Source organism: Streptomyces sp. NPDC007095, from assembly GCF_040634475.1.
Lineage (GTDB): Bacteria > Actinomycetota > Actinomycetes > Streptomycetales > Streptomycetaceae > Streptomyces.
The window spans coordinates 1-24,508 of the sequence record NZ_JBEYFS010000184.1 but is presented as its reverse complement, the minus strand read 5'-3'; the positions used below and the strand labels follow the sequence as shown (position 1 = coordinate 24,508).

At 70.2% G+C, this 24,508-nt stretch carries 18 protein-coding genes and 5 pseudogenes; 16 read left to right on the top strand and 7 right to left on the bottom strand.

Going from position 1 to position 24,508, the window contains the following annotated elements:
* The first annotated feature begins 280 nt into the window (after positions 1 to 280).
* From ABZ656_RS42750 to ABZ656_RS42730, 5 genes and pseudogenes are all read left to right on the top strand, one after another.
* Complete coding sequence (locus ABZ656_RS42750; protein WP_360275833.1) at positions 281 to 1,270, top strand: alpha/beta hydrolase; 990 nt, start codon at positions 281 to 283, stop codon at positions 1,268 to 1,270.
* Between the two features lie 653 nt (positions 1,271 to 1,923).
* Positions 1,924 to 2,583, top strand: a complete 660-nt coding sequence (locus ABZ656_RS42745) for a hypothetical protein (RefSeq protein WP_360275830.1) — start codon at positions 1,924 to 1,926, stop codon at positions 2,581 to 2,583.
* A 166-nt stretch (positions 2,584 to 2,749) separates the two neighbouring features.
* On the top strand, positions 2,750 to 3,112 hold the full coding sequence (locus ABZ656_RS42740; RefSeq protein ID WP_360275827.1) for a tyrosine-type recombinase/integrase: 363 nt from the start codon (positions 2,750 to 2,752) through the stop codon (positions 3,110 to 3,112).
* Positions 3,109 to 4,128, top strand: coding sequence for a hypothetical protein (locus ABZ656_RS42735; protein ID WP_360275824.1), 1,020 nt, complete (start codon positions 3,109 to 3,111; stop codon positions 4,126 to 4,128). Before ABZ656_RS42740 ends, ABZ656_RS42735 begins: the two co-directional genes overlap by 4 nt.
* Positions 4,129 to 4,201: 73 nt before the next feature.
* Positions 4,202 to 5,317: pseudogene (locus tag ABZ656_RS42730) on the top strand (site-specific integrase); the annotation flags it as partial.
* Positions 5,318 to 5,362: 45 nt separating this feature from the next.
* Here ABZ656_RS42730 and ABZ656_RS42725 read toward each other — a convergent pair.
* From ABZ656_RS42725 to ABZ656_RS42715, 3 genes are all read right to left on the bottom strand, one after another.
* Positions 5,363 to 5,818, bottom strand: coding sequence for an NUDIX hydrolase (locus tag ABZ656_RS42725; protein WP_180362397.1), 456 nt, complete (start codon positions 5,816 to 5,818; stop codon positions 5,363 to 5,365).
* Positions 5,819 to 6,584: 766 nt separating this feature from the next.
* Positions 6,585 to 7,433: an SDR family oxidoreductase gene (locus ABZ656_RS42720; protein ID WP_101402832.1), complete on the bottom strand. Its 849-nt coding sequence runs from the start codon at positions 7,431 to 7,433 to the stop codon at positions 6,585 to 6,587.
* A 140-nt stretch (positions 7,434 to 7,573) separates the two neighbouring features.
* A complete protein-coding gene (locus ABZ656_RS42715; RefSeq protein WP_101402831.1) occupies positions 7,574 to 8,551 on the bottom strand; it encodes an aldo/keto reductase in 978 nt (325 codons plus the stop codon).
* A 263-nt stretch (positions 8,552 to 8,814) separates the two neighbouring features.
* Between ABZ656_RS42715 and ABZ656_RS42710 the strand changes: the two genes are divergently transcribed.
* The 4 genes from ABZ656_RS42710 (at position 8,815) to ABZ656_RS42695 (ending at position 12,098) form a co-directional block, all read left to right on the top strand.
* On the top strand, positions 8,815 to 9,702 hold the full coding sequence (locus ABZ656_RS42710) for a helix-turn-helix domain-containing protein (protein ID WP_101402830.1): 888 nt from the start codon (positions 8,815 to 8,817) through the stop codon (positions 9,700 to 9,702).
* A gap of 276 nt (positions 9,703 to 9,978) precedes the next feature.
* The gene (locus ABZ656_RS42705; protein ID WP_101402829.1) at positions 9,979 to 10,341 is read left to right on the top strand and encodes a MarR family transcriptional regulator; all 363 of its coding nucleotides are present in this window, start codon (positions 9,979 to 9,981) and stop codon (positions 10,339 to 10,341) included.
* Positions 10,338 to 11,771 (top strand): MFS transporter, encoded by a 1,434-nt coding sequence (locus ABZ656_RS42700; protein ID WP_360275819.1) that lies wholly within the window; start codon positions 10,338 to 10,340, stop codon positions 11,769 to 11,771. Before ABZ656_RS42705 ends, ABZ656_RS42700 begins: the two co-directional genes overlap by 4 nt.
* A gap of 33 nt (positions 11,772 to 11,804) precedes the next feature.
* Positions 11,805 to 12,098 carry a DUF1330 domain-containing protein gene (locus ABZ656_RS42695; protein WP_360275816.1) on the top strand — a complete coding sequence of 98 codons (294 nt, stop codon included), beginning with the start codon at positions 11,805 to 11,807 and terminating at the stop codon, positions 12,096 to 12,098.
* Positions 12,099 to 12,151: 53 nt separating this feature from the next.
* On the opposite strand, the pseudogene ABZ656_RS42690 reads toward ABZ656_RS42695, so the two are convergent.
* Together ABZ656_RS42690 and ABZ656_RS42685 are read right to left on the bottom strand one after the other, a co-directional pair.
* Positions 12,152 to 12,526, bottom strand: a pseudogene (locus ABZ656_RS42690) (site-specific integrase); the annotation flags it as partial.
* A gap of 88 nt (positions 12,527 to 12,614) precedes the next feature.
* Positions 12,615 to 13,832 (bottom strand): annotated as a pseudogene (locus ABZ656_RS42685) (MFS transporter); the annotation flags it as partial.
* Between the two features lie 213 nt (positions 13,833 to 14,045).
* On the opposite strand from ABZ656_RS42685, the gene ABZ656_RS42680 reads away from it, so the two are divergent.
* The 7 genes and pseudogenes from ABZ656_RS42680 to ABZ656_RS42650 all read left to right on the top strand — a co-directional run bounded on the left by ABZ656_RS42680 (position 14,046) and on the right by ABZ656_RS42650 (position 20,709).
* Positions 14,046 to 14,576, top strand: coding sequence for a PadR family transcriptional regulator (locus ABZ656_RS42680; RefSeq protein WP_101402826.1), 531 nt, complete (start codon positions 14,046 to 14,048; stop codon positions 14,574 to 14,576).
* A 29-nt stretch (positions 14,577 to 14,605) separates the two neighbouring features.
* Complete coding sequence (locus ABZ656_RS42675; RefSeq protein ID WP_360275813.1) at positions 14,606 to 15,586, top strand: NADPH:quinone reductase; 981 nt, start codon at positions 14,606 to 14,608, stop codon at positions 15,584 to 15,586.
* Positions 15,587 to 15,768: 182 nt separating this feature from the next.
* On the top strand, positions 15,769 to 17,847 hold the full coding sequence (locus ABZ656_RS42670; protein ID WP_360275811.1) for an MMPL family transporter: 2,079 nt from the start codon (positions 15,769 to 15,771) through the stop codon (positions 17,845 to 17,847).
* Positions 17,844 to 18,501 (top strand): annotated as a pseudogene (locus tag ABZ656_RS42665) (response regulator transcription factor). The gene ABZ656_RS42670 and the pseudogene ABZ656_RS42665 overlap by 4 nt, the downstream one beginning before the upstream one ends.
* A 56-nt stretch (positions 18,502 to 18,557) precedes the next feature.
* Positions 18,558 to 18,995, top strand: a pseudogene (locus tag ABZ656_RS42660) (ATP-binding cassette domain-containing protein); the annotation flags it as partial.
* A gap of 204 nt (positions 18,996 to 19,199) precedes the next feature.
* Complete coding sequence (locus ABZ656_RS42655; RefSeq protein ID WP_101402822.1) at positions 19,200 to 19,997, top strand: SMI1/KNR4 family protein; 798 nt, start codon at positions 19,200 to 19,202, stop codon at positions 19,995 to 19,997.
* 25 nt (positions 19,998 to 20,022) lie between these two features.
* Positions 20,023 to 20,709 carry a serine hydrolase domain-containing protein gene (locus ABZ656_RS42650; protein WP_360275836.1) on the top strand — a complete coding sequence of 229 codons (687 nt, stop codon included), beginning with the start codon at positions 20,023 to 20,025 and terminating at the stop codon, positions 20,707 to 20,709.
* Positions 20,710 to 20,758: 49 nt separating this feature from the next.
* Here the strand turns inward: ABZ656_RS42650 and ABZ656_RS42645 are convergent, their stop codons facing one another.
* Positions 20,759 to 21,790 carry a LacI family DNA-binding transcriptional regulator gene (locus ABZ656_RS42645; RefSeq protein WP_101404021.1) on the bottom strand — a complete coding sequence of 344 codons (1,032 nt, stop codon included), beginning with the start codon at positions 21,788 to 21,790 and terminating at the stop codon, positions 20,759 to 20,761.
* A gap of 8 nt (positions 21,791 to 21,798) precedes the next feature.
* Positions 21,799 to 24,408 carry an aminotransferase gene (locus ABZ656_RS42640; RefSeq protein ID WP_360275806.1) on the bottom strand — a complete coding sequence of 870 codons (2,610 nt, stop codon included), beginning with the start codon at positions 24,406 to 24,408 and terminating at the stop codon, positions 21,799 to 21,801.
* Positions 24,409 to 24,508 lie beyond the last annotated feature (100 nt).

Here is a 24,508-nt window from a genome sequence, read left to right as displayed (position 1 = left end):
TACGAGGGTCAGGGCCCGGCACGCCGAGAGCACGCACCTGACGCCGCGGAGCCGCCCTCCGGGCGACGACGGGAATTTGACGACAGGACCTAGGACGCGTTCGGCCGATCACCGACGCGCCTCGTGAGCACGGGGCCGGTTTTGCCGAATCGGCAACAGGTTTGGCAAGCGCCACACCGACCGCCGCATGATCGTCGGTAGTACCGGAGGCCGCATGGAGAACGGGTCGCTCCGGCCCCTTCGCCGCACCGGCCACACGTTGAGCTCTCTGGGAGGATCCGTGCCGCAGCCGTCCACAGCAGACCGCATCCACCGTCTTGTCCCCTCGCCCGCCGGGCGGACCCATCTGGTGGAGCAGGGAACCGGCCCACTGGTCCTGCTCGTTCACGGTTTTCCGGAGTCCTGGTACTCCTGGCGCCACCAGCTTCCGGCACTCGCCGCGGCCGGCTACCGGGCGGTCGCCATCGACGTCCGCGGCTACGGCCTCTCCTCCAGGCCCGAGGCGCCGACCGCGTACCGGATCCTCGAGCTGGTGGAGGACAACGTCGCCGTGGTGGAAGCCCTGGGTGAGGAGTCCGCGATCGTCGTCGGACACGACTGGGGTGCGAACATCGCCGCCGTCTCCGCCCTCGTGCGCCCCGACGTGTTCCGCGCGGTCGGACTGCTCAGCGTGCCCTACGCCCCGCGCGGCGGCCCGCGTCCCAGTGAGATCTTCGCGCAGATGGGCGGGGACGAGGAGTTCTACGTCTCCTACTTCCAGGAGCCCGGCCGGGCCGAGTCCGAGATCGAGCCCGACGTCCGCGGCTGGCTCGCGGGCCTGTACGCGGCGCTGTCCGCCGACACCATGCCCGCACCCGGCGCGCCGGACCCGCACTTCGTGAGCCCCGGGGGCGCGCAGCGCGACCGCTTTCCCGCGGGGCGGCTCCCCCACTGGCTCGACGAGCACGACCTCGATCTCTACGCGGGAGAGTTCGAGCGGACCGGCATGACCGGGGCCCTGAACCGCTACCGGAACATGGACCGGGACTGGGACGACCTGGCCGACCACGACGGTGCGCCCATCGCCCAGCCCTCGCTGTTCATCGGCGGCGGCCGGGACGCCTCCACCACCTGGCTGGCCGACGCGATCGCGGCCTACCCCACCACCCTGCCGGGTCTGCTCTCCTCCCACCTCCTCGACGACTGCGGCCACTGGATCCAGCAGGAACGGCCCGAGGACGTCAACCGCATCCTGATCGACTGGCTCGCCCGGGTCACGAGCGGCAAGTGACGTTCCCGACCGGGGCAATCCCTCGATCGGGTGACTCACCTCGGGCGAGTGGATCGAACACCACATCACGACCGCATCACCCAACGCCCCCTAGGTCCAGCACGACCACTCGAACCTTCGTCTGGAGATTCGCCCTCCTACACCCGTGACGGCTTCTTGATCAGGTGCGTTCTTGAGGCACCCACTGTTCGTCGTCACCGTAGGAGGAACCGTGAATCCCATCCCGCTCCCGCCCTTGCCCAGCCCGCTTTCGAACAGCCCGCCGCCGCGCCCCGGACTGTGGTGACGCCCGCCGTGCACGGTGTTGACGCCGTGGCCGTCTCTGTCGCGGATACCTCATGTGGGGCACCGAGGTGGGGGCATGACCGACTCGAAGACACTGCCCGACACCGTGCACGCGTGGGCCGAGAGCGTCCTCGGCCCACTCACCGTCGTACGCGATGCCTCACACCCCCGCCCCGGGTCCCGGGTGTGGGAAGTGGCCCACCAAGGCGATGGCGCCCGTCATTTCGTGAAGATCAACGCCCACACCTTTACCGAACTCCTCTTGTGCGTCCGTGTCATTCGTTCGGAGGGGCTTCGGCGTCGTCGCATTCCCCTTTACCGGTCGGTCCGGTTGTCGCCTTCACGTACGTCGACGTGGAGGTAACCGGATGCGAAGTGTCATGGTCCTGGAGGATTTTCGGGTACAGCAGATGCCGAGAGCTGGGGGCGGGTGGTCGTACACGATCCTCCGTGCCGATGGCTCGGTGGAGGAGGAGCCGGACCGCTTCCTGCGCCTGTACGAGGGCGGGGGCACCGAGCGGACGTACGCATACTTCCTGGTTGATCACCTGCGGTGGCGGAAGAGGGAGGGGCTGACAACGCCGTCGGTGTCGCTGCAGGACTTGTACCGCTACATGGGGGCGGTGAGGGCCAAGGTGGCGATGCCGTTCGGGCAGCCGTGGCGGCCGGGCAAGCGGCCGTACGGCTCGTCGGCCCTGGAGGTCACCGCCGCGTGCCTGAAGGGGTTCTACCTGCTGCAGTGCGGCAGCGGCGTGACCGCCGAGTTGGCTACTGCGCTTGAGGCAAGTCGGCTGCCCACGCAACGGGACCGCGATCGGGCCCTGTTGGGGCATCGTCAGACGTCGCTTCCGGTCAATCCGCTGGCGCCGCGGCGGGGTACGCGCCGTCGGCACCCGAAGATGCTGCCCGACGGGGCCCGCCCCGAGCTGCTGGACGTGGCGAACACCGCCCGCGACAAACTGGTGGTGACCTGGCTGTCGGGACACCAGTCTGCGCATCGGCGGACTGACGGGCCTGCACCTCGTTGATCTGCACCTTCGTTCAAACGCCGCCTGCGGGGAGTGCAAGAGTCCGCACCTGCACGTGTGTCACCGCTGGGGCAACCCCAACCGGACCGCTGCCAAGACCAAGGCGGACTGGTAGCTGCGCGACGGCATCGTCACCGGCGGCGAGATCGTGCGGGTGAGCCCGGCCATGATCCGGGCCTACTTCGCGTACATGACCAGTGAGTACGCGAAGTGCGCCACCGATCACGGCATGCTGCTCATCCAGCTGTCCGGTCCGCGCCGCGGGGAGTCCTGGACCGCTGACGCCGCCCGCGGCATGCTCCGGCGGGCCGGGCGCCGCGCCGAACTGCCGGGCCGGATCAGGCCCCACGCCTTCCGGCACTCCTTCACCAATGGCGTCCTGGGCGCCTCCGGCGGCGACACGATGGTCGCCAAGGAGGCTGGCAACCGGGCCTCGGCGCAGACGGTCGAGGAGGTCTACGGGCATCCGGACCTGCATTCTCCCGAGTTCCAGGCCGCGTTGAGCACGGTCTGGGGTGAGGACGCGTGACCGTGCTGGAGCTCCTGCCCGCCGCGCCGACGAGCGGGCCCGCGAACCGCACCAGAGGCGACCGGCTGGAGATCCTGACCGCGCTCATCGACGCGCCGTCCTTCGATCGGCTCCACCGGCCCGATGTCATCGTGGTGCCCGGCGACCATCCGCACTTCCGCTGGTCGTGCGGCGTCCCGGACTGCGAGAAGCCCCAGGAGCCGGCCAAGGATTACTGCTACGTGCAGCGCCGCCAGTGGATCAAGATGCGCGCCGACGGGGTGAGCGTCACCGACTTCCTCAAGAGTGCCGAACCACAGGAGCGGGCCTCGTGGTCGGTGCCGTCGCCGTGCCTGATCTGCCCGCATCTACCGGCATGGAAGTCCTCGTGCCTGTGTCAACTCCACGCCCGTCGCTGGAGGTTGATCAGCAAGTACTGGCGCGAGAACCACGGGAAGGAGATGGACTACAACGAGTGGCTGGCCGGCGAGAAGCCGTTCCCGTCCTTCGGCGAGTGCCTGGTCGTGGCCTGCCCCGACCTTGCCGCGCATGCGCTCGGGCTGTGCGCGAGCCACCTTTCGCGCTACAAGCAGCACGGCCGCCCCGGAGGCGCTTCGCTGCATCAGAGCTGGACCCGGCGCCTGGACCGCGGTGAGACCATCACCGTCGCCTACACCGACAAGACTGCCTTCCGCCGCTGGTGCTGGAAGTGCGGACCGGCGAACCGGGTCAACGGAAAGCTCTCGCTGCTGGGTCTGCCTCCGCTGCTGAAGGCGGAGATCAAGCGGGCGATGTTCCGCCACGCTCAGGGATACACGCAGGGCCGCAGCTGGCTTCTGACGCGTAAATACCGACCCGTATGGGCAAAACCGCAGGTAGCTGACCTCGCCTCCTGCGTTGTCGCCCCGCGACGCGGTGTTGATCAAGGGCTACGGGGTGTTCGACGCGCCCATTTACCTGCCCCACGGCGGGCGGCGAAGCCGCCCTGGGTCGCTGACCTGGGTTCAGTACCTCACCGATCACTGCCGTCTCCATGAGCTGGCCTCTCTGGCCGACTTGGACCTCGACTCGGTCAAGAGCAAACCCCTCGTCCATCAGGTCGGCCGCGAGATGGCCGCCCAACTGCAGCTGGTCTACTTCTCCCGCCAGGACACCAAGGACGCAGGGTTCCTCGAGACGGAGCACTTCGGTGTCCGCCTGCGGGGAAGCCGGAGCCACTTCGACCTGACGTCCATCTCGCGGCGTTGGCTGCGCGACATGACCTGGAAGTCGATGGCCGACCGGCTGCTCAGCGACCCGCCCCGCAGCCGAGGCGGGTTCGACGCCCTGCGGCGCGCCGTCTCCGAGCTCAGTGCCTACCTGGAGGCACAGGCTCCCCGTGGTGGCCACGCCCCCTGCTTGCTCACGCGCGACCACATGGTCGACTTCGTCGCCGATCAGCGCCACCGCGCCGAGAACGGCCTGCCGGCGCTGTCGATCTATGCCCAGAGCTCCAACCGGGGCAACGCGGCCAAGAAGCCCACCATCGTCACCAAGAACGCACTGTCCAGGACCTTCAATGCCGCACGGCGCCTGCCCCGCGATGCCCTGGAGTCGGGGACAGCAGAGACGATCGGCCTGGACCGAGCCTTCATCGTCGCCCTGCCCACCTTCCACGCACCAGGAGTACGCCGCCGCCCCTTTCCCGATGACGCCGCGCGGGCCCTGGCTGCCGAAGAGAACCTGACCGACCTTGGAGCGCGGAACTACGAAGACCGCGGACTGCGTGACATCTGGGAGGCACTCGTTGTCACCGGCCGCCGCTGCGGCGAAGTCCTCGACGTTCGACTCGAATGCCTCGGCCGCCTCAACAGACTGCCGGTGTTCTGGCACGACCAGACCAAGGTGGGCAACTACGACCAGGCCATCCGCATCCCCGAGCGCCTCTACGAACTGCTCGAACAGCGCCAGAGCAAGACGATCGCCCGGTTCGTCCAGCGATACGGCAGAGTCCCCACGCCTCAAGAGCGGCTGCAGATCGCTCTGTTCCCTCGCCGCCACACCAACCGGGACCTGCTCAAGGGAGCCAGCCACGGCTGGTTCACCAAGAACTTCCGCGCCTGGGTGAACACCCTCGACATCACGCACTGCGTCCCGCACCAGGCCCGCCACACGCTGGCGACGAACCTCCTGCGCAACGGCGCCAACCTCACCCACGTCAAACGCTGTCTGGGCCACGTCTCCGTGAAAATGGCCGAGCACCCCGGACCGCCGAGTGAAGGACGCCGCGGATCAACGAGCGGAGACCTCACGCAGCCATCGCGCGTGCTGACGGACGCGCGACGCGTCCTCGGGGAAGTAACTGGCCCAGTTCTCATCCAAGGACGTCCACGCCGCTGGCTGTCCACTCTCTGCGGCCAACGGCGTTGCAGCATCCACGATCGCGACGAACGACAGCCCAAGAGTCGCCGGCCACTCCCGGCGATAGGAGCGCACCGTGGCCGCGGCAGGTTCCGGCAGCAGCTCCGCCTCGACGCCGGTCTCCTCGAAGAGCTCGCGGCGTGCCCCCTCTCGGGGTGTTTCCCCGGGCTCGACGCGCCCGCCCGGCGGGACCAAACCCCGCCACCGGTGATGAACCAGCAGTACCTGAGCGAGATCTTCGTCGAAGACCCACACCTCCGCGGCAAGAGGCTCCGAAGGCTCCTGGCCAGTGGCCGTGAGCCACTGGCCCGCGCCGTCGAACTCCATTCTTGCCAGCCGGACATCAGCTACTGCGGCCTCTACCACCCGGTGGTCAAACGCATCATGAATCACCGGGACAACATATGGCGAGGGTCTGACAACGGGATGGCTCCGGACAACGTCCTGGACGCCTACGCGACGCCTCGACGCAGGTCACAGACGATCCGAACGCCACACTGGTCGGTAAAGAACCCGAAGTTCTTCGCCCGCGAGACGCGTGCCTACCGGCAGACCGCCCCCGCGTTGGGGCGGGGGTCGGTGCCTCGGCTCGTGGTGACGAACCCCAGCGGCAGGGGCACTGCTCCTGACCGCCGTATCCAGGCGGGGACTGACGTCGCTCCCGCTGACTCCGGCGCGGCAGCGCGCCGTGCACCGGCCGGCCGGTACCTGGCTGAGCCGCTTCCACGGCGGCCCGGCACCGGCCGGCCGGTGCCTGGCTGAGCCGCTTCCCCGGCGGCCCGCGCGATCTCAGCCCCAGGACTACGCCGAAGCGGCAGCCGAAGCAGCCCGTGCGGTCCACAGCGCCGAACGGCACCTGGAGGGTGCCGAAGACCTGATCGGCGAGCGGGAACGGGAGACCGTACGACGCCATGCCGCCGAGGTGACGCGGCTGGGCCCGTTGCCCCGCGGATACGTGCACGGCGACTTCCAGGAACTTCATTAGGCAAGTCACTTGTCGGAATGAAGGTTGTCGAGTTGCTCAGGACAGCTTCGGAACCCCTACGGAAAGGGCAAGCTCTGCGGCGGGGCGTAAGGTGCCGCCGCATCCGTATCAGGCCGAGAAGGTGCCGTCGTAGCCGAGGTTGCCGCCGAGTTCACGGGAGGCTTCGGTCTGGGCGAGGAGTTCCTGGGCTTTGGCCGTGACGCCTTCGATGGCGTCGGCGCCTGCGACGAAGCGCAGCGGCGGCTTGTCCTGGTCGGCGATGGTCAGGAGGGCGTGGGCGAGCTTGGCGGGGTCGCCGGACTGCTGGCCGTTCATGCTCTTCCAGGCCGCGATGGTCGCGGTGGTGCGTTCGGCGTAGTCGTCGATGGTCGGCTCGGGCCAGGTGGTGGAGGCGTCCACGAGCAGTTCGGTGCGGAAGAAGCCGGGCTCCACGACCGTGGTGTGGATGTTGTACGGCTCGACGTCGTAGCGCAGGGATTCCATCCAGCCCTCGACGGCGAACTTGGAGGCGGCGTAGGCGACGCAGAACTCCTGGCCGATCAGCCCGGCGGAGGAGGAGAGGGTGATGACGTGGCCGGCGCGCTGTCCCCGCATGAGGGGCAGGAAGGCGCGGGTGACGTTCATCGGTCCGAAGAGGTTGGTCTCGAACTGCTGGCGCATCTGTGCGGGGGTGATCTCTTCGAAGTAGCCGGCGAAGAAGTTCCCGGCGTTGTTGATCAGGACGTCGATGCGGCCGAAGCGGTCGATGGTGGCCTGGGCGGCGGCTTGGGCGTCTTCCAGGCTGGTGATGTCGAGCTTGGTGACCAGCAGGTTGTGCTGCGGCCCGCCAAGGGTCTTCTCGACCTCTTCGGGGCGGCGGCCGGTGGCGACGACCTGGTGGCCGGCGGCGAGGGCTTCGCGGGCGATGTAGGTGCCCAGGCCGCGGCCGGCACCGGTGACGAAAATGACCTTGCTCATGAGGGATTCCTTTTCGGGTGCCGTATCCGGCACCCGGTCGGTTTTGTCCGCCCGCGGCATTTCGTGGCGGAGGTCTTGTGGACGCGGAGGGGCGGGCGCGCTGCTGATCGAGGCGGGCGCCGCCCCCGGTGTGCGGGCGCTCAGAGGTCGATTGAGGCCATGACGCTTTGCTCGTGGCGCTCACCGGCGGCCGGGGTGAGGTTGTTGAGCCGTTCGAGCTGCTGGGTGCTGAGCTCGATGGCGTCGGCGGCGGTGTTCTCCTCGACGCGGGCGACCCGCTTGGTGCCGGGGATCGGGGCGATGTCGTCGCCCTGCGCGAGGAGCCAGGCCAGGGCGATCTGTGCCGGTGTGGCGTCGGCCTCGGCGGCCACAGCCTTGACCTCGTCGACGATGCTCAGGTTGCGCTGGAAGTTCTCGCCGGTGAAGCGCGGGTTGGTCTTGCGCCAGTCGTCGTCGGCGATGTCGTCGGTGGAGCGGATCTGCCCGGTGAGGAAGCCGTGACCGAGCGGCGAGTACGGGACGAAGCCGATGTTCAGCTCACGCAGCAGCGGCAGGATCTCCGCCTCCACGTCCCGGGTCCACAAGGAGTACTCGGTCTGCAGGGCGGTGACGGGGTGGACGGCGTGGGCGCGGCGGATCGTGGCGGGGCTGGCCTCGGACAGGCCGATGTGCCGAACCTTTCCCTCGGTGACCAGCTCGGCAACGGCGCCGATGGTGTCCTCGATCGGCGTGTTCGGGTCGACCCGGTGCTGGTAGTACAGGTCGATGTGGTCGGTGCCGAGCCGCTTCAGGGAGCCCTCGACAGCGGTGCGGATGTTCGCCGGGCTGCTGTCGAGACCGCGGGCGCCGCCGTCGGAGTGTTGGACCAGGCCGAACTTGGTTGCCAGCACGACCTGATCGCGGCGGTCCTTGAGGGCCTGGCCGACCAGTTCCTCGTTGGTGAAGGGGCCGTAGACCTCGGCGGTGTCGAGGAACGTGACGCCCAGGTCGAGTGCCCGGTGGATGGTGCGGATGGACTCGGCGTCGCTGCCCTGTCCGACGTTGTAGAAGCCGGACATCGACATAGCGCCCAGACCGATCCGGGAGACGTCCAGCGCGCCCAGAGAGATGTGCTCCATCAGAAAGCTCCGTTCCTCGGTTTCCAGGGGGTCCCGGTGCCCAGGGCGATCTCGCACCCAGTGCGGGAGCGGCGCCTCACGGCCGGTGACTGACGGGATCCGGTCTGCGATTGCCATGGTCAGCGCGGTGCAGTGAACCCGCTATCCAGACAACCACCCGCAGGCCCCAGCCGGGCGCCCGTAAAGGGCACCCCTCTTCCGGGGGTCCGGCAGTACCCCCTTCCAGGACCCCGACCGGCCCGGGGCCGCCGTACGGTGGACGCATGGACCGCAGCACCGAGATCCGCGAGTTCCTGCGCACCCGCCGGGCCCGGATCACCCCCGAACAGGCCGGGCTGCCCCCGCACCCGGGCGCCCGCCGGGTGCCGGGGCTGCGCCGCGAGGAAGTCGCCCAGCTCGCCGGGGTCAGCGTCGACTACTACGTCCGCCTGGAACGCGGCCGCACCCAGGGCGTCTCCGAGACCGTCCTGGACGCCGTCGCCCGCGCCCTGCATCTAGACGACGCCGAACGTGCCCACCTCTTCGACCTCGCCCAGCCCAGCACCGCCCGCCGTCGCTCCAAGCGGCCGCTCACTCCGCAACGGGTGAACCCCACCGTGTACCGTGCCCTGGACGCGCTCACCGTCCCCGCGATGGTCATGGGGCGCCGCATGGACGTCCTGGCCGCCAACCGCCTCGGCTACAGCATCTTCGCCGACTTCGAGGCCCTCCCCCGCCGCGACCGCAACTTCGCCCGCTACGTTTTCCTCGACGAGGCCGCCCACGCGCTGTACGCCGACTGGGAGAAGGCCGCCAGCGAGTGCGTGGCCACCCTCCACCTGTACGCCGGGCGTCACACCGACGACCCCGAGCTCACCGAACTGATCGGTGAGCTGTCCCTGCACAGCGACACCTTCCGCCGCATGTGGGCCGACCACGACGTCCTCGCCCACGCCACCGGCACCAAACACCTGGTCCATCCGCTCGTCGGCGAGCTCACCCTCGACTACGTGACCCTGGCCGTCGAGGGCGACCCGGACCAGTCCCTCGTCATCCTGACCCCCGAACCCGCCTCCCCCTCCGCCGAAGCCCTCGGCATACTCGCCAGCTGGAACGGCACCCCCACCACCGCATCGCACGCCCGGGGCGAAGCGCAGAAGCCGGCCCGCTGATACACATTGATGCCCTCGCACGGCGCACGACCCCGGGGGTGCGTGCGTCCCGCCGGGCCGGTACTCCCGAATCCGCCGCGCCCCACCGCGGATGGGGTGGCCAGGCAGCTTCGACCGTGGACGTCCGCGCCAGTGGAGCATTTCCATAAACTATGAATATAAAAATGCTATGCTTCGAGCATGAGTCGTCAAGACACCGCTCCTGGCGCGTCCGCCGCCATCGGGGCAGCCCTCTACGGCCTGGCCACCAGGGCCGCGAGACGCCTGCCCCGGGACATGAGCCTGACGTCCGCCGCCACCCTGGCCACCCTGGACCGGACCGGCCCGCGGCGCATCACCGATCTGGCCTCGGTCGAGGGCGTCACCCAGCCCGCGATGACCGCCCTGGTCCGGGTGATGGAGGAGTCCGGCCTGGTCGAGCGGCGGGGCGACGCGTCCGACAAGCGGGTCACGCTGGTGTGCCTGACCGAGACCGGCGCCTCCTATGTCCGGACGCGACGCCAGGCGGGCGTTCACGCGTTCGAGCGGTTGATCGGTGAGCTCACCGGCGACGAGGTCGAGGCGCTGGTGGCGGCCCTTCCGGCGCTGAAGCATCTGGCAGAGCTCGAAAGCCAGGACCGCGAAGGGCCGAAGCAGTGACCGGGCAGCCGGTCGGCGGGGTCGCGGTGAAGGCGTTCCCGGTGGCGCGTTCCGAGGCGCGGCTGCTGGTCCCCGCCTTGATGTTCATCGCTCTGGTCGTGGCGGCGGTCGCCAGCCTCGGGACGCCGCTCATCACCAGCGTGGCCACCTCGTTCCACGTCTCGCTCGGCAGCGCGCAGTGGACGCTGACCGTCGCGCTGCTCAGCGGCGCCGTCGCCACGCCGGTCCTGGGGCGGCTCGGAGCCGGCCCGCACCGGCGGGCCACGGTCCTCGCCACGCTGGCGGTCGTCGTCGCCGGCAGCGCGCTCACCGTGCTGCCGCTGCCGTTCGCGTGGCTGCTGGCCGGCAGGGCGGCCCAGGGCGTCGGGCTCGGGCTGACGGCGCTGATGATGGGCGTGGCCCGGGACCACCTCCCCGAGGAGCGCAGCGCGGCCGTGATCGCCCTGATCTCGGTGGTCTCGATCATCGGGGCCGGCGTCGGCTACCCGCTGGCCGCACTGCTCGCCGAGCTCGGCGGGGTACGGGCCGCCTACGGCCTCGGCCTGGTCGTCACCGCCGCCGCCCTCCTGACCGCGTGGCGCTCCGTGCCCGAAGCCCCCGAAGGCCGCTCCGCCCACGTGGACGTGGCAGGCGCGGTCGTCCTGGCCGCTGCGCTGCTCCTGGTGCTGTTCCTCGCCGGCGAACGGAATCTGTGGAGCCGGCACCTCGCCGTGGCGGCGGGCCTCGCCGTCGTCGCGGTGGTGCTGCTCTGCGTCTGGGCCGTCATCGAGCTGCGCAGCACGACGCCCCTGGTCGATGTGCGGGCGGTGCGGCACCCGGCGGTCGCCGGGGCGAACCTCGCCATGTTCGTCGGCGGGATCGGCATGTACCTCCTGCTCACGCTCATCACCCGGTACGCGCAGACGCCGCACGGCGCCGGCTACGGCTTCGGGCTGACGACCTTCGTCGCCGGGCTGGTCCTCATCCCGTTCTCGGTGCTGGGGTTCGTCGCCGGCAAGCTCACGCCGCGGGTCCGGACGCGGATCGCCGACCCCCTGCTCCTGGCCGGCAGCGCCGTCGTGGTCGGCGGCGGGTTCGCCCTGTTCGCGGCGGCCCGGTCGGACCTGGCCGAACTGTTCGCGGCGATGGGCGTGCTCGGCTTCGGCGTCGGCGGCTTCTCGGCCGCGATGCCCGGCGTCATCCTGGCCGTCACCCCCAAGAGCGAGACGTCGAGCGCCATGAGCTTCAACTACGTCGTCCGCAGCGTCGGGTACTCCCTGGGCAGCGCCACCGGCGGCCTGATCCTCGCCGCGGGCACCGGCCCCGGCCACCTCTTCCCCGACGACAGCGCCTACACCACCGCGGCGCTGGTCGGCATCGGCGCCATGGCGATCACGACGCTGACAAGCCTCGCTCTCGCCCGCCGACGCTCGTCCGAGACCAACCCGTAAGTCAGATGCACTCATCCCAACACTGGAGGTTCCATGCCCAAGGGCTACTGGGTCAGCGTCTACCGCACCATTTCAGACCCTGAGAAGCTGGCTGCTTACAACAAGCTGGCCGCTCCGGCCGTCGCGGCCGGGGGCGGTCGGACCCTCGTCCGTGGCGGTCGGGTCGTGGCGCATGACGCCGGAATCGCCGAGCGCACCGTCCTGGTCGAGTTCGACAGCTTCGAGCAGGCCGTCGCGGCGCACGAGAGTGCGGCCTACCAGGAGGCGCTGGTCGCCCTCTCCGACGGCGTCGAGCGCGACTTCCGCATCGTCGAAGGCATCGACTGACCGAGGTCCAGTCGGATCTTCACCGAAGCTCAACTTGACTGCCGCTGACGAGGTCAGCGCCGACTGTCTCCAGGGGCAAGCAAGCTGGTGACCTCGGCGATTGCCTCCGCCGAGGGGTGGAAATAACGCCGTACGTTCTCCGGTTTCTTGTGCCGTGACTTGGCCATAAGCATCGGCAGGCTGGCTCCGGCCTCGCCGAGATGAGTGAGCCCGGAGTGGCGCCATTCGTGCAGGTCCCAGCCCGCGCCCTGCACGCCGGCGAGTGCCGTATGAGCGTCGAGCATGGCGCGAGCCTGCCCGTACGACAGCCGCGCGAGTCCGGTGTCCGGGCAGACGTCGCGCGGGCTGACGACCTTGCCGGGGCCCGGCTTGCGGTGGGTGACGAACACCGGCCCGCGGGTGCGGCCCTTGATCAGGCGGGGCAGAAGCGCGGCGCAAGTGCGTGCGGCTTACGTGAATGTGCATGCATTCGTGTGTGTCGTACCGGGCCGAACCTTCGACGGTGCCGAGGCGCGCCGGTGCCGTCTCCGGCAGGCGCCACAGAATCGGCAGCGCCACGAGGGCCACGAGGGCCACCATGACCCCGGGAACGAGGCGCCATCCGGTGCTGTCGATCAGGGCCTGGGAGACATACGGGGTCAGGCCGCCGAAGATCGTGGTGGCCACCGTGGCCACGGCCAGCCCGCTGAGCCTGCCGGCGATCGGGAACTGCTCCGGGGCTGAGGAGGCGCCCACGGCACCGACACCGCCCGCCACGAGGGCGAGGACCACCGCTCCGGTGAGGGCGAGCGCGGACTGACCGCGGGTCATGAACGCGAACATCGCGATCGGCAGGACCAAGGACAGGATGCCGAACACCACGAGCGTGGGCCGACGTCCGATGCGGTCGGCCATCGCACCGGCGAAGGGCGTGATGACGATGACAGCGGCGGAGGCGATGGTCGCCAGCCACAGCGCGTCGCTCTCCGCGAAGCCGCCCACGGACGTCAGGTACGTGGGGACGTAGGTGATGCCCACGTAGTAGGTGATGGAGCCGAGCGCGGAGATCGTGAACGTCCGGTACAGGGCCGGGCGCCCGGTGCGCAGCATCCGCCGGAGCGGAGCACGGTCGGCGGCACCTGCTTGCTGGATCTCCTCGAACGCCGGGGACTCCTGCATGGTGGAGCGGGCGATCAGGGTACCGGCCGCGAGCAGAGCACCGAAGAGGAACGGGATGCGCCAGCCCCAGGAGTCCAGTGCCGGACCGCTCGTCAGCGCGGTGGTCAGCGCGGCCATGCCGACGGCGAGCAGCGCGCCGACCTCGCTGGCGGCGGAGGCCAGGGACGCCACCAGTCCGCGCCGCCGGGGTGGGGCTCCTTCGACGAGGTAGGTCATGACGCCGGTGTACTCGCCGCCCACCGAGAAGCCCATGACACAGCGCAGCAGCAACAGCAGTACGCCCGCGGTGGGGCCGATCTGCTGGCGGGTGGGCAGGAGGGCCGTGACCAGCATGGCCACGGTCATCACCGACATCGAGGCCAGCAGGACCTTGCGGCGCCCCAGCCGGTCCCCGACATGACCGAACACCAGCGCGCCGAGCGGGCGCATCACGTAGGCGATGGCGAAGACCGCGAGCGTCGTGAGGACGGACGAGGCCCCCGAGCCGAAGAACACCCGGGACAGCACGGTGGTCATGAACAGGTACAGCGTGAAGTCGTACCACTCGACCACCGTCGAGAACGCCGCCACCGCCATGGAGGCACGCGGCAGCCCGGCCGCGCGGCCGGGCTCGCGCGACAGGACCGAGGACGTCACCGGTGGGTTGGAAGTGGTTGCAGAGGAAGGGGGGCGAATTTCCATGGTTCCGGCTCTCGGGAGGATCAGCGGCTACGAGGGGAGCCGCCCAGGGACCGTAACATCGTTTCGATGTGAATATCGATTCGATGCGCCCCGTGAGAGGATGGCGTCATGCTGGAACTCGCGATCATGGGCTTCCTGGCCGAAGGCCCCTTGCCGGGTCATGAGCTGCGCCGCCGCGTCTCCGACCTGACCGGCTATACCCGCCCGGTCAGTGACGGCAGCCTCTACCCGGCCATCAACCGCCTCGCCAAGGCGGGCCTGCTGGAACGGCGGGCCGACCCGCGCGCGGGCGGCGCCCGCTACGTGCTCAGCCTCACCGAGGCCGGCCGCGCCGAGATGCTCGACCGCCTGCGCAAGCCGGCCGACCACGAGATCACCGACTTCACCCGGTTCCACACCGTGCTGTCCTTCCTCTCGCAGCTGCCCGACGTCACCGAGCAGCACGCGGTGCTGCGTCGGCGCCTCGCGTTCCTGGAGGAGCCGGCGAGCTTCTTCTACGACGGTGACCGGCCTGTACGCGCCGAGGAGGTCGCCGACCCCTACCGGCGCGGCATGCTCCTCACCGCTCGCGCGACCAGCCGCGCCGAACGGGCCTGGCTCCGCGAGGTCCTGGGCGAGGAAGCACCCGAGAACCCCTAGAACTCCTGAACGACACCGGAGGTACTTCCATGCTCGCGTCCTGGTACGACCGACAGGGCCCCGCCGCCGACGTCCTGCACGTAGGCGAACTGCCCGACCCCCGGCCCGGTCCGGGTGAGGTGCGGGTCCGCGTGAGCGTGTCGGGTGTCAATCCCGGCGACACCAAGAAGCGGCGCGGCTGGCTCGGCTCCTCGATGCCCTACCCGAGGGTCGTCCCGCACAGCGACGCCGCCGGGGTCATCGACGGAGTGGGCGACGGGGTCGACGCCCACCGCGTGGGAGAGCGGGTATGGGTCTACGGCGCCCAGTCCTACCGGCCCCTCGGCACCGCCGCCCAGTACACCGTCGTACTCGATGATCAGGCCGTACGGCTCCCCGACCACCTCAGCGACGAACTCGGCGCGAGCCTGGGCATCCCCGGAATCACCGCCCACCGCGCCGTGTTCGCCGACGGCCCGGTCGACGGCCGGATCGTCCTCGTGCACGGCGTGCTCGGCGGCGTCGGCTCCCTGGCCGCCCAACTGGCCTGCTGGGGCGGCGCCACCGTCATCGGCACCGTCCGGCGCGGCGGCGACCTGGACCACGTCGACCCGGCCGTCGTCTCCCATGCCGTCGCCCTCGACTCCACCCATCCGGCGGCGGACATCCGCTCGTACGCGCCCGGAGGCGTCCACCGCGTCATCGAGGTGTCCCTGTCCGCCAACGCCGACCTCGACACCGCAGTCGCCGCGCTCGACGCCGTCATCGCCGCCTACGGCACCCACACCGATCGCACCGACCTCCCCTTCTGGCCGCTGCTCTTCAACAACGTCACCCTCCGCCTGCTCGGCAGCGACGACTTCCCCGCCGCCGCCAGACGCCAGGCCGCCCGCGACCTCACCGCCGCGGCCGCCGTCGGTGCCCTCACCGTCGACGTGGGCGACCGCTTCCCGCTGGAGGACATCGCCAAGGCCCACGACCGGGTCGACGCGGGCGGGCGCGGGCGCGTCCTGCTCGCCTTGCCTCGCTGACCAGCGCGTTGTCGACCGCCGCGCTGCGAGGATGACAGGCATTAGTCCCGCGGTACTGGCCGCAGAGGTCGGATTGGGTCCCACAGGAGGCAGGGATCACGGAAAACCGCTCCTAGCTTGAGATCACGGGTCGATCGGGCCCCAGTTCACGCAATGATCTCTTCTCCTGGTGGGAGTTATCCGTGGCCACCTTTCTCTATCGACTGGGACGGTTCGCCTTCCGGCGACGACGCCTCGTCCTCATGTTGTGGATCGCCGTCCTGGCCGCCGTAGGCATCGGCGCCATGAGTTCCACCGGCTCCACCTCGGACAGCTTCACGCTGCCCGGCACCCAGTCCCAGAAAGCCATCGACCTGCTGGGCAAGGAGTTCCCGCAGGCCTCCGCGGGCGGCGCCTCCGCGCGAATCGTCTTCGAAGCACCCGACGGGCAGAAACTGACCTCCGGCGCCAACAAAGCCGAGGTCGAGTCCCTGGTGGCGCAGGTGAAGAAGTCGCCGCAGGTGTCGAGCGTCTCCGACCCCTTCACCAGCGGCCAGGTCAGCAAGTCCGGCACCATCGGCTACGCCGGAGTGACCTACAAGGTCGCCCAGGCCGACATCAGTGACGCCGCGCACAACGTCCAGACCGCCGTGGTCGAGCAGGGCGAGAAGGCCGGCATCACGGTGAGCCTGGGCGGCGACGCCATCGCGGACAAGGCCGCCAGCAAGGCGGCCGAACTGATCGGGATCGGCGTCGCCGCCGTCGTCCTGGTGATCACCTTCGGCTCGATGATCGCCGCCGGCCTGCCCCTGCTCACCGCGATCCTCGGCGTGGGCGCGGCAGTCCTGTCGATCACCATCGCCACCCGGTTCTTCGACATCGCCTCCCAGGCGTCCACCCTGGCGCTGATGCTGGGCCTGGCCGTCGCCATCGACTACGCCCTGTTCATCGTCTCCCGCTACCGCAACGAGATCCGCGACGGCCACGACCCGGAAGAGGCCTGCGGACGAGCACTGGGCACCGCCGGATCCGCTGTCGTCTTCGCGGGCCTGACCGTGATCATCGCGCTGGCCGGCCTGAGCGTCATAGGCATCCAGATGCTCACCTCCATGGGCCTGGGCTCCGCCTTCGCCGTCGCCGTCGCCGTGGTGATCGCGCTGACCCTGCTGCCGGCCCTGCTCGGCTTCGCCGGAATGCGGATCATGAAGGCCAAGCTGCTGACCCGCCGTATGAAGGCGCTGGAGCGCGGCGAGGGCGAGTCGATGGGCGCAGTTCGTCACCCGCAACCCGGTCAAGGTCCTGGCCGTCTCGGTGATCGGCCTCGGACTGCTGGCCGTCCGCGCCATGTCGCTGCGCCTGACCCTGCCCGACGACTCCATGAAGCCCCCCGCCAGCACCCAGCGCCTCGCCTACGACACTCTGAGCAAGGGTTTCGGACCGGGCTTCAAGGGCCCGCTGACCGTGGTCGTCGACGCCCGCGGCCGGAGGTCGTCACCCTGTTGGCGATGACCGCCATGGCGGCGTTCGCGGCGCTGGGTCTGCTCAGCAGACTGGCCAGCGCCTACGTCGACGCCCTGAAGAAGCAACGCGACCAGCAGGCCCGCCTCGCCACCGCGCAGGAGCGCGCCCGCGTCTCCCGCGAGATGCACGACATCCTCGGCCACACCCTCTCCGTCATCGTCGGCCTCGCCGACGGCGCCGCGGCCCTCTCCGAGACCAAACCCGAACGCGGCGCCCAGACACTCCGCATCATCAGCGACAGCGGGCGCGACGCTCTGGCCGAACTGCGCCGCCTGCTCGCCGTCATCGACGACGACAACGACCGCCCGCACGACGCCCGGCTGGCTCCACAGCCCGGCGTGACCGACCTCGACGCCCTGCTCGAACGCGTCCGCGCCGCCGGTCCCTCCGTCACCCTGGACACCGACGGCTATCTCACCGGCCTGCCTCCGGGCCTCCAGCTCTCCGTCTACCGCATCATTCAGGAAGCCCTCACCAACACCGTCAAGTACGCCGCCTCCGCCACCTCGGTCCGGGTGTCCCTCACTGTCGGCCCGGACGCCGTCCACGTCGCCGTCGAGGACACGGGCCCGGCCCGGATCCCGAAGGCAGGCCGTCCCCGTACCGGAAGCGGCCGTGGCCTGGTCGGCATGCGCGAACGCGCCGCCCTCTACCAGGGCAATGTCACCGCAGGCCCCAATGTCCGCGGCGGATGGACCGTGCGCGCGTTCCTCGTCCCCAACCCGCCCTCCCCCAACTCCCCGGAGAAGCACCCCTCATGACCACCGTCCTCATCGTCGACGACCAGGCCCTGCAGCGCATGGGTTTCAGCATGCTCCTGGAGGCCCAGTCCGACATGGCCGTCGTCGGCGAGGCCACCAACGGCACCGAAGCCGTCCGCATGACCGCCGAGCTCCGCCCCGACGTCGTCCTGATGGACGTACGCATGCCCGGCATGGACGGCATCGAGGCCACCCGCCGCATCATCGAGTCCGGCGGACGCTCCCGCATCCTCGTCCTGACCACCTTCGATGTTGACGAGTACGCCTACGACGCCCTGCGCGCCGGAGCCAGCGGCTTCCTGCTCAAGGACGCCCAGCCCGACGAACTGGTCGCCGGCGTCCGCGCGGTGGCCGCCGGGGACGCCGTCATCTCCCCCGGCCTCACCCGCAAACTCATCGACACCTTCGGCGACCGCCTCCCCGGCCACTCCCCCGGGCAGCAGAAGCAGTTCGCCGACCTCACCGGGCGCGAACGCGAAGTCCTCACCGCCATCGCCTCCGGCTGGACGAACGCCGAAATCGCCGAACGCCTCCACCTCGCCGAGTCCACCGTCAAATCCCACATCAGCCGCATCCCTCACCAAGATCGACGCCCGGGACCGCGTCCAGGCCGTGATCTTCGCCTATGACACCGGACTCGTACGACCGGCATGAACCGACCCGCCCCGCTCGCCCCACGGACGTCGACCACGTTCAGGCCATACGCAGCGGGGCACGTCACCTGGAACGGCGCCGACTTCGCCGGACTCGATCCCGACCAGGTGTGGCAGCGCTGCGGACCGGTGCCGCAGAAGTTCGCCGAACGGCCGCTCCGGGTCCGCGAGAACGTCACTCTGGGCCAGCCGCGCACTCGCGACGACACCCTGGTCCGGCAGGCCCTGGACGCCGTCGGCATGCGGGAGCCGGTCGAAGGGCTTCCGCACCGGCTGGACACGCTGCCGGCTCGGGAACTGTTCGGCGGAACCGAGCTGTCCGGCGGGCAGTGGCAGCGCCTGGTGTGCTCGCGCGCCTTGTACCGGCGGCCGGACCTGCTGATCCTGGACGAGCCCACCTCTCAGATGGACGCCCGCGGCGAGCACGCCATCCTCGAACTCGCCGACGCCGAGGGTGTGTTCGCCGGACTGCTCACCCTCTCCCAGGATCGCTGAGAGCCCCTGAGGGAGCTCTAGGATCCGCGACTTCGTCAGCAATGAAGGCGGCTCATTAGCAGCGTATGAGCAAATCCGCGATCCCGTTGACCATGACCACGTCCAGTAGCGGTCTCCTCGGGTGGGGTTCAACACCTCCCGATTTGACGTCAGATACGCCTGTGAGCACGTCCATTGTCAGTGCGGTGCGCTTCACTGTCCGCCATGGAGCTCACGCAAGCGACCGTCAACGACCTGCTGGCCCGACTCGGCCCGGGGGACGGCTACACGTACCTGCCCAGAGACCTGGATCCGCAGGGCCTGACCGACCTGCTCGGCAGCAGGTACGGCGCCCCGCGCACCCTCGTCCTCGACGGCTTTACCGATCCGACGGTCGACGAGTCCAGGGGCGCGGCTCTCCTCGTCCCCTTCGAGGACCGGGGCGTGACGATACGGGCGTGGGCGTACGGGGATCAGTGGGTCGGCGCGGGTACGGCGCGGGACGCAGAGGGGGCCGAGCGGCCGGTGCTGGTGGTCGCTCACAGGGAGGTGCCCGAACCCTTGGCGGTCGCTCCGGACGAGGACGTCGACTGGGTGCAGCGGCTCATACGGATCACCGGCTGGACACAGCCCGCCCAGCGGCCGGACGTGGACTGGGCGGAGGTGGAGTCGCGCCTGGACACCGCGGTGCCGAGCGACTACAAGCGCATGGTCGAGACGTTCGGCGAAGGCGCCTTCGACGGTTTCCTGGACCTGAACCAGGAGCCGTGGACGGGTCTCAGCGAGGACGGGCTGCTCATCTGGGCGGGAACGGAGCACGAGGACCTGTACTGCTGGAGGGCGGACGGTGACGACCCCGACCGTTGGCCCGTCGTGGTCCGGTCCTTCGACGGCGAGGACCTCCTCTTCGACTGCCGGGCCGCCGAGTTCGTCTGCCGCATCCTCGTCGACCCGCACCACCCGTACACGATGGCCCGCTATTTCGACACCCACTGGTTCATGAACTACCGGGAAAGCGGCTGAACCCCGCCGCCAACGGCATCCGGCACTGGTTGGCGGCGTCTTCGGGGAAGAGAGCAGAAACCTCGTCTGCCACAGCAGACTCGCGAAGGAGTACAACTCGCTCGGCTTCCGGATCGCCGGGAAGCTGATCGAGCGGATCACCGGGCACAGCTTCAAGAACGAGGTCACCGCCCGCATCCTGCGACCACTGCGCCTCGACCGGACGTCGGTGCCACAGGACGACCCCCGGATGCCCCGGCCCTACCTGCACGGATACCTCATCAACAGCGCGGGCGAGCCGGTCGACGTCAGCGAACAGGGCGGCGATCCGTCCAACATGATCTCCACCCCTTCCGACCTGGACCGGTTCATCACCGCGCTCTTCCAGGGCCGACTGTTGCCGACCGCCCAGCTCGAAGAGATGTTCACCCTCCCCAGGGACGAAGACGACAAGGTGGTTCCGTACGCCGACGCCTCCAACTGCCTTTCTCCGGACGGCAAGCCAGGCCCTGCCTGCTTCGGACTCGGCCTGATGTCCGTCCCGCTGCCGGACGGCACCATGCTCTGGGGCAAGACCGGACACGACTACGGCTACGCCAACGGAATGTTCGCCACCCGGGACCTCTCCCTGCGGGGCGTCTACTCCATCTCCACCACGTCGTCCGACAACGGACGCCCGAACCCCATATCCGACCGGCTTCTCCTCGCCGCGGTCGCACCGACCTCCAAGTAACGGCCATGGGCGGAGAGCTGAGGCAGTGAGTGCGCCGAGCGCCGCCTCGCTAGGCGCGGGTCGATGCCCTGACATTCAGTGCGACGGGCAGGGTGCGCACGGTTCCCGGTGACGTCCGGCCGGACAGGATCTCGCAGAGCAGGCGGGCGCATTCGGCTCCCATCGAGCGGGGGCGCAGGTCGATCGCGGTGATCGGCGGCTCCGCCGTCCGCATCGCCGAGCAGTCCACGCAGGATGCCAGCAGCAGGTCCCCGCCCACGGTGCGGCCTGCCGCACGCAGTTCGGGCAGCACGGCCGCGGCGGCGCCGTCGGGAGCGCACACGACGGCGTCGGTCCCGGGTTCCGTGGCGAGCAGGTCCCGCGCGATACCCCGCAGTACCTCGGGGGTGGCGCCGACGGGCGCTTTGCGCAGGACGAGGGGAACGCCGTGGTCGGCGCACCAGCGGGCGTGGGTCCGTCGGAGGGTGAGGGACCAGTCGGAGGTGGCTTCGGAGGCGATGAGCGCGGGCCGCCGGGCACCGGAGTCGCGCAGATGGTCCAGCAGTTCGGTCATCGACGCCTCGTGGTCGGAGCGGACCACCCCGGTCGGCTGCTGGTCACCGGCGTACCGCTCGGCCGTCACGACCGGCAGCCCGGTGTTCATCAGGTGCCGGACCACCGGGTCCTCGGGGGCCGGGTCGCACAGCACCAGCCCGTCCACCTGGGGCGGCGTCGTGCCGTGCTGCGGCACATGGCCGGAGGACAGCAGGGTGACGTTCAGGCCCGCACCCGCGGCCCGCTCGGCCACTCCGAACACGAACGCCATGGAGTACTCGGCGCTGGTCAGGAACTCCGGGAAGTAGAGCGCGACGGTGTCCGTGACGGAGGTGCGCAGGCTGCGGGCACTGCGGTTGGGCGCGTAGCCCAGTCGCCGGGCCGCCTCCAGCACGGCCTCCCGAGTAGGTCCCGACACCCGGCCGTGACCGCGCAGGGCGTCCGAGGCCGTGGTCTTGGAGACCGCGGCCACGCGCGCCACGTCGGCGATCGTGGGCGGGGTACCGGGGCGGGGCGGCGGCACGGCCTTGGATCCTGGGGTCGGCATCTCCCGCGTCACCAGCCGTGCGTCAGTACGTCGTCCAGGGCGTCGGCGAACACGTCGGCGCTCCGCCGGGTCAGACACAGCGGCGGCTTGATCTTCAGCACGCACTGCCGGTCCGAGGTCGGCTGGACGATCACGCCGAGTTCCCGGAGCCGGTCGCAGATCGCGGCCGTCTCCTCGGTCGCCGGCTCCAGGCTCTCGCGGTCCCGGACGAACTCGACGCCCAGATACAGCCCCGAGCCGTGCACCGCCCCGATCAGCGGGTGACGCTCGGCCAGTTCGAGGAGCCGGTCCTTCAGGTAGGTGCCGATCTCGCGGGCGTTGGTCTGAAGGTCCTCGTCGCGCAGTGCGTCCAGGACGGTGAGCCCGACCACCGAACTGACCGGGCTGCCGCCCGCGGAAGAGAAGAAGTAGCCCTGCGTACGGTAGGCGTCGGCGATCTCGCGCCGGGCGATCACGGCGCCCAGCGGATGCCCGTTGCCCATCGCCTTGGCGACGGTCACGATGTCCGGCACCACGCCCTGCTGTTCGAAACCCCAGAAGTGCGAGCCGAGCCGGCCGTAACCGACCTGGACCTCGTCGGCGACGCACAGCCCTCCGACGTCGCGGGTGGCCTCGTACACCTGCCGGAGATAGCCGTCGGGGAGGGCCATGCCGCCCGCGTTGCCGTAGTACGGCTCGCACACGAAGGCAGCCAAGGGGCGCCCCTGCTCGGCCAGTTCACGGATCCTCGCGGCGGCTTCGGGGGCGTACCGCCGCGACTGCGGTCCCCGGTGGCGGCCCCGGTAGGAGTTGGGTGCCGCGACGGTGTGCACCCACGGCGGCCTTGAGGCGAGGGCGTTCGGGTTGTCGGCGATCGAGGTCGACACCGCATCGCTCGCGTAGGTCCAGCCGTGGTACGCCTCCTCGACCGCGACCACGTCCTGTCGTCCGGTCGCCGCCCAGGCGAGCCGGAGCGCGAGGTCCACGGCCTCGGAACCGCTGTTGACCAGGAACACGGTGTCCAGCTCGGCCGGGAGGAGTCCGGTGAGCCGCTCGGAGAGCTCGACCACCGAGGCGTAGTGGAAACGGGAGTTGGTGTTCAGCCGCTGCCACTGCCGGTGTACGGCGTCGCCGAGCCCGGGGTGGCCGTGGCCGAGGATGGTCACGTTGTTCAGCATGTCGAGGTAGCCGCGGCCCCGGGTGTCCACAAGGTGGTGCCGCCAGCCGCGTTCGATCTGGGGCGGCGTATCGAAGTAGTGCTCCTGGACGGTGGCGAAGGAGTGTTCGCGCCGCTCCAGCAACTCCGTTTCCGTGACGGCCTGCTGGGCGTCGCGGGCGGAGAGCGGCGCGTCGTCGGGCGCGGAGGACGGCGCGTCAGGGGCGTCAGGGGTGAGGAAGAGGCGGGTCGGGTCGGGGCACACCTCCAGCCATCCGGCGGCCAGGTCCGGCGGCGCGAACCGTGGCGGTCGGCCCCCGGTGGCGCACGGTCGGAAGAGCTGGACGCCCAGCACCGGTACGCCCTCGCGGGCGGCCACCGTCCCGAGCTGCTGCCCGGAGACGACGGGGCCCGGCTGGACCTCTGCGTCGACGCCGTCCAGCAGCAGGTCCAGGCCTCCGGTGTGCAGCGTCACGCCGGTGTCGCCGTGCCGGGTGACCGTGCCCGCCCAGGGTGCCCGTATCTCCGCCGGACCGGCGAGGTGGAGCTCCACGCCGAGTGCGCAGGTCGCGGCGGGGGCAAAGTCGTCGACGGTGGTGCGGGTCAGCCGGTATTCGCCGTGTCTGGTCCGTACCGCAGTGTGTCCGGCCGTGAGGGCGGCTCGGGCCAGGGCGGTTTCGGCGTCGGGCGCCAGCCAGCGTCCCGTGTGCAGCTCCTCGCTCGACACGGACAGGTCGAGGCTCGCCACGTCGTCCGGCAGGCCGGGCAGCAGCGTATGTTCGGCCACCGGCAGGAGCTGCGCCGACGGGCGGCCGAGGGTGTGCCGCAGCTGGGCCGTCATCACCTCGGCCGGGACGGACACCGCGGCCTCGAACATCGCCCACTCGCGGTCCAGCGCCACCGAGGCGTAACTGTTGCCGGGGTCCAGCAGCGTGTCGTACTGGCCGCTCACCACCATGACGGAGGTCCGCAGCACGACCAGCGGCCACAGCGCGTCCACTTCCTCGTTCGCGAGAGGTCGCACCGCGTGGAAGGCGTGCACGGCGGGCAGTACCGACGCCGGTACGGCACCGTGATGATGGAGCACGGAGGCGCACGTGACCGCCAGTTCGGCCACCGTCCAGCCGAGACCGAGGTCACCGAAGTCGATCACGCCGACCGGCATCCGGCGGCCGTCCAGCCCCGGTTCGCAGACCACGTTGTTGTCGGTGACGTCACCGTGGATCACCTGCACCGGCAGGCGGTCCGCGTACGGCTCCAGCAGGGTGTGCGCGGCTCGGGACGCGCGCACCACCCGGGCGGCCCGTTCCTGGTCGGGCAGGTGGGGGGCGAGCGTCTCGACGACGGTGAGCGCGTTGCGCAGGTCCCACAGCAGGGGCCGTTCCTGCTCCACGCCCGCGAAGTCGGCGAGCCCGGCCACGACGCGTCCGGCGAGTTCGCCCAGCCTGGCCACGACCGGTGGTGCGAGATGGCGGCTGTCCATGATCGGCCCGTGTGAAGACCGGGTTGGCCGTCGCCATCAGGGGGTCTCGATGTATCCGGGGTGGATGACGTTCGTACGGATGCCGCGCGGCGCCAGTTCC

Excerpts from the sequence above, each read along its gene's own strand:
- ABZ656_RS42725 (WP_180362397.1), bottom strand. The coding sequence starts at position 5,818 with ATGGAGTTCGACGGCGCGGGCCAGTGGCTCACGGCCACTGGCCAGGAG.
- ABZ656_RS42680 (WP_101402826.1), top strand. The coding sequence starts at position 14,046 with ATGCTGGAACTCGCGATCATGGGCTTCCTGGCCGAAGGCCCCTTGCCG.
- ABZ656_RS42720 (WP_101402832.1), bottom strand. The coding sequence starts at position 7,433 with ATGAGCAAGGTCATTTTCGTCACCGGTGCCGGCCGCGGCCTGGGCACC.
- ABZ656_RS42695 (WP_360275816.1), top strand. The coding sequence starts at position 11,805 with ATGCCCAAGGGCTACTGGGTCAGCGTCTACCGCACCATTTCAGACCCT.
- ABZ656_RS42705 (WP_101402829.1), top strand. The coding sequence starts at position 9,979 with ATGAGCCTGACGTCCGCCGCCACCCTGGCCACCCTGGACCGGACCGGC.
- ABZ656_RS42645 (WP_101404021.1), bottom strand. The coding sequence starts at position 21,790 with ATGCCGACCCCAGGATCCAAGGCCGTGCCGCCGCCCCGCCCCGGTACC.
- ABZ656_RS42640 (WP_360275806.1), bottom strand. The coding sequence starts at position 24,408 with ATGGACAGCCGCCATCTCGCACCACCGGTCGTGGCCAGGCTGGGCGAA.
- ABZ656_RS42655 (WP_101402822.1), top strand. The coding sequence starts at position 19,200 with ATGGAGCTCACGCAAGCGACCGTCAACGACCTGCTGGCCCGACTCGGC.
- ABZ656_RS42710 (WP_101402830.1), top strand. The coding sequence starts at position 8,815 with ATGGACCGCAGCACCGAGATCCGCGAGTTCCTGCGCACCCGCCGGGCC.
- ABZ656_RS42715 (WP_101402831.1), bottom strand. The coding sequence starts at position 8,551 with ATGGAGCACATCTCTCTGGGCGCGCTGGACGTCTCCCGGATCGGTCTG.
- ABZ656_RS42675 (WP_360275813.1), top strand. The coding sequence starts at position 14,606 with ATGCTCGCGTCCTGGTACGACCGACAGGGCCCCGCCGCCGACGTCCTG.
- ABZ656_RS42740 (WP_360275827.1), top strand. The coding sequence starts at position 2,750 with ATGATCCGGGCCTACTTCGCGTACATGACCAGTGAGTACGCGAAGTGC.
- ABZ656_RS42745 (WP_360275830.1), top strand. The coding sequence starts at position 1,924 with ATGCGAAGTGTCATGGTCCTGGAGGATTTTCGGGTACAGCAGATGCCG.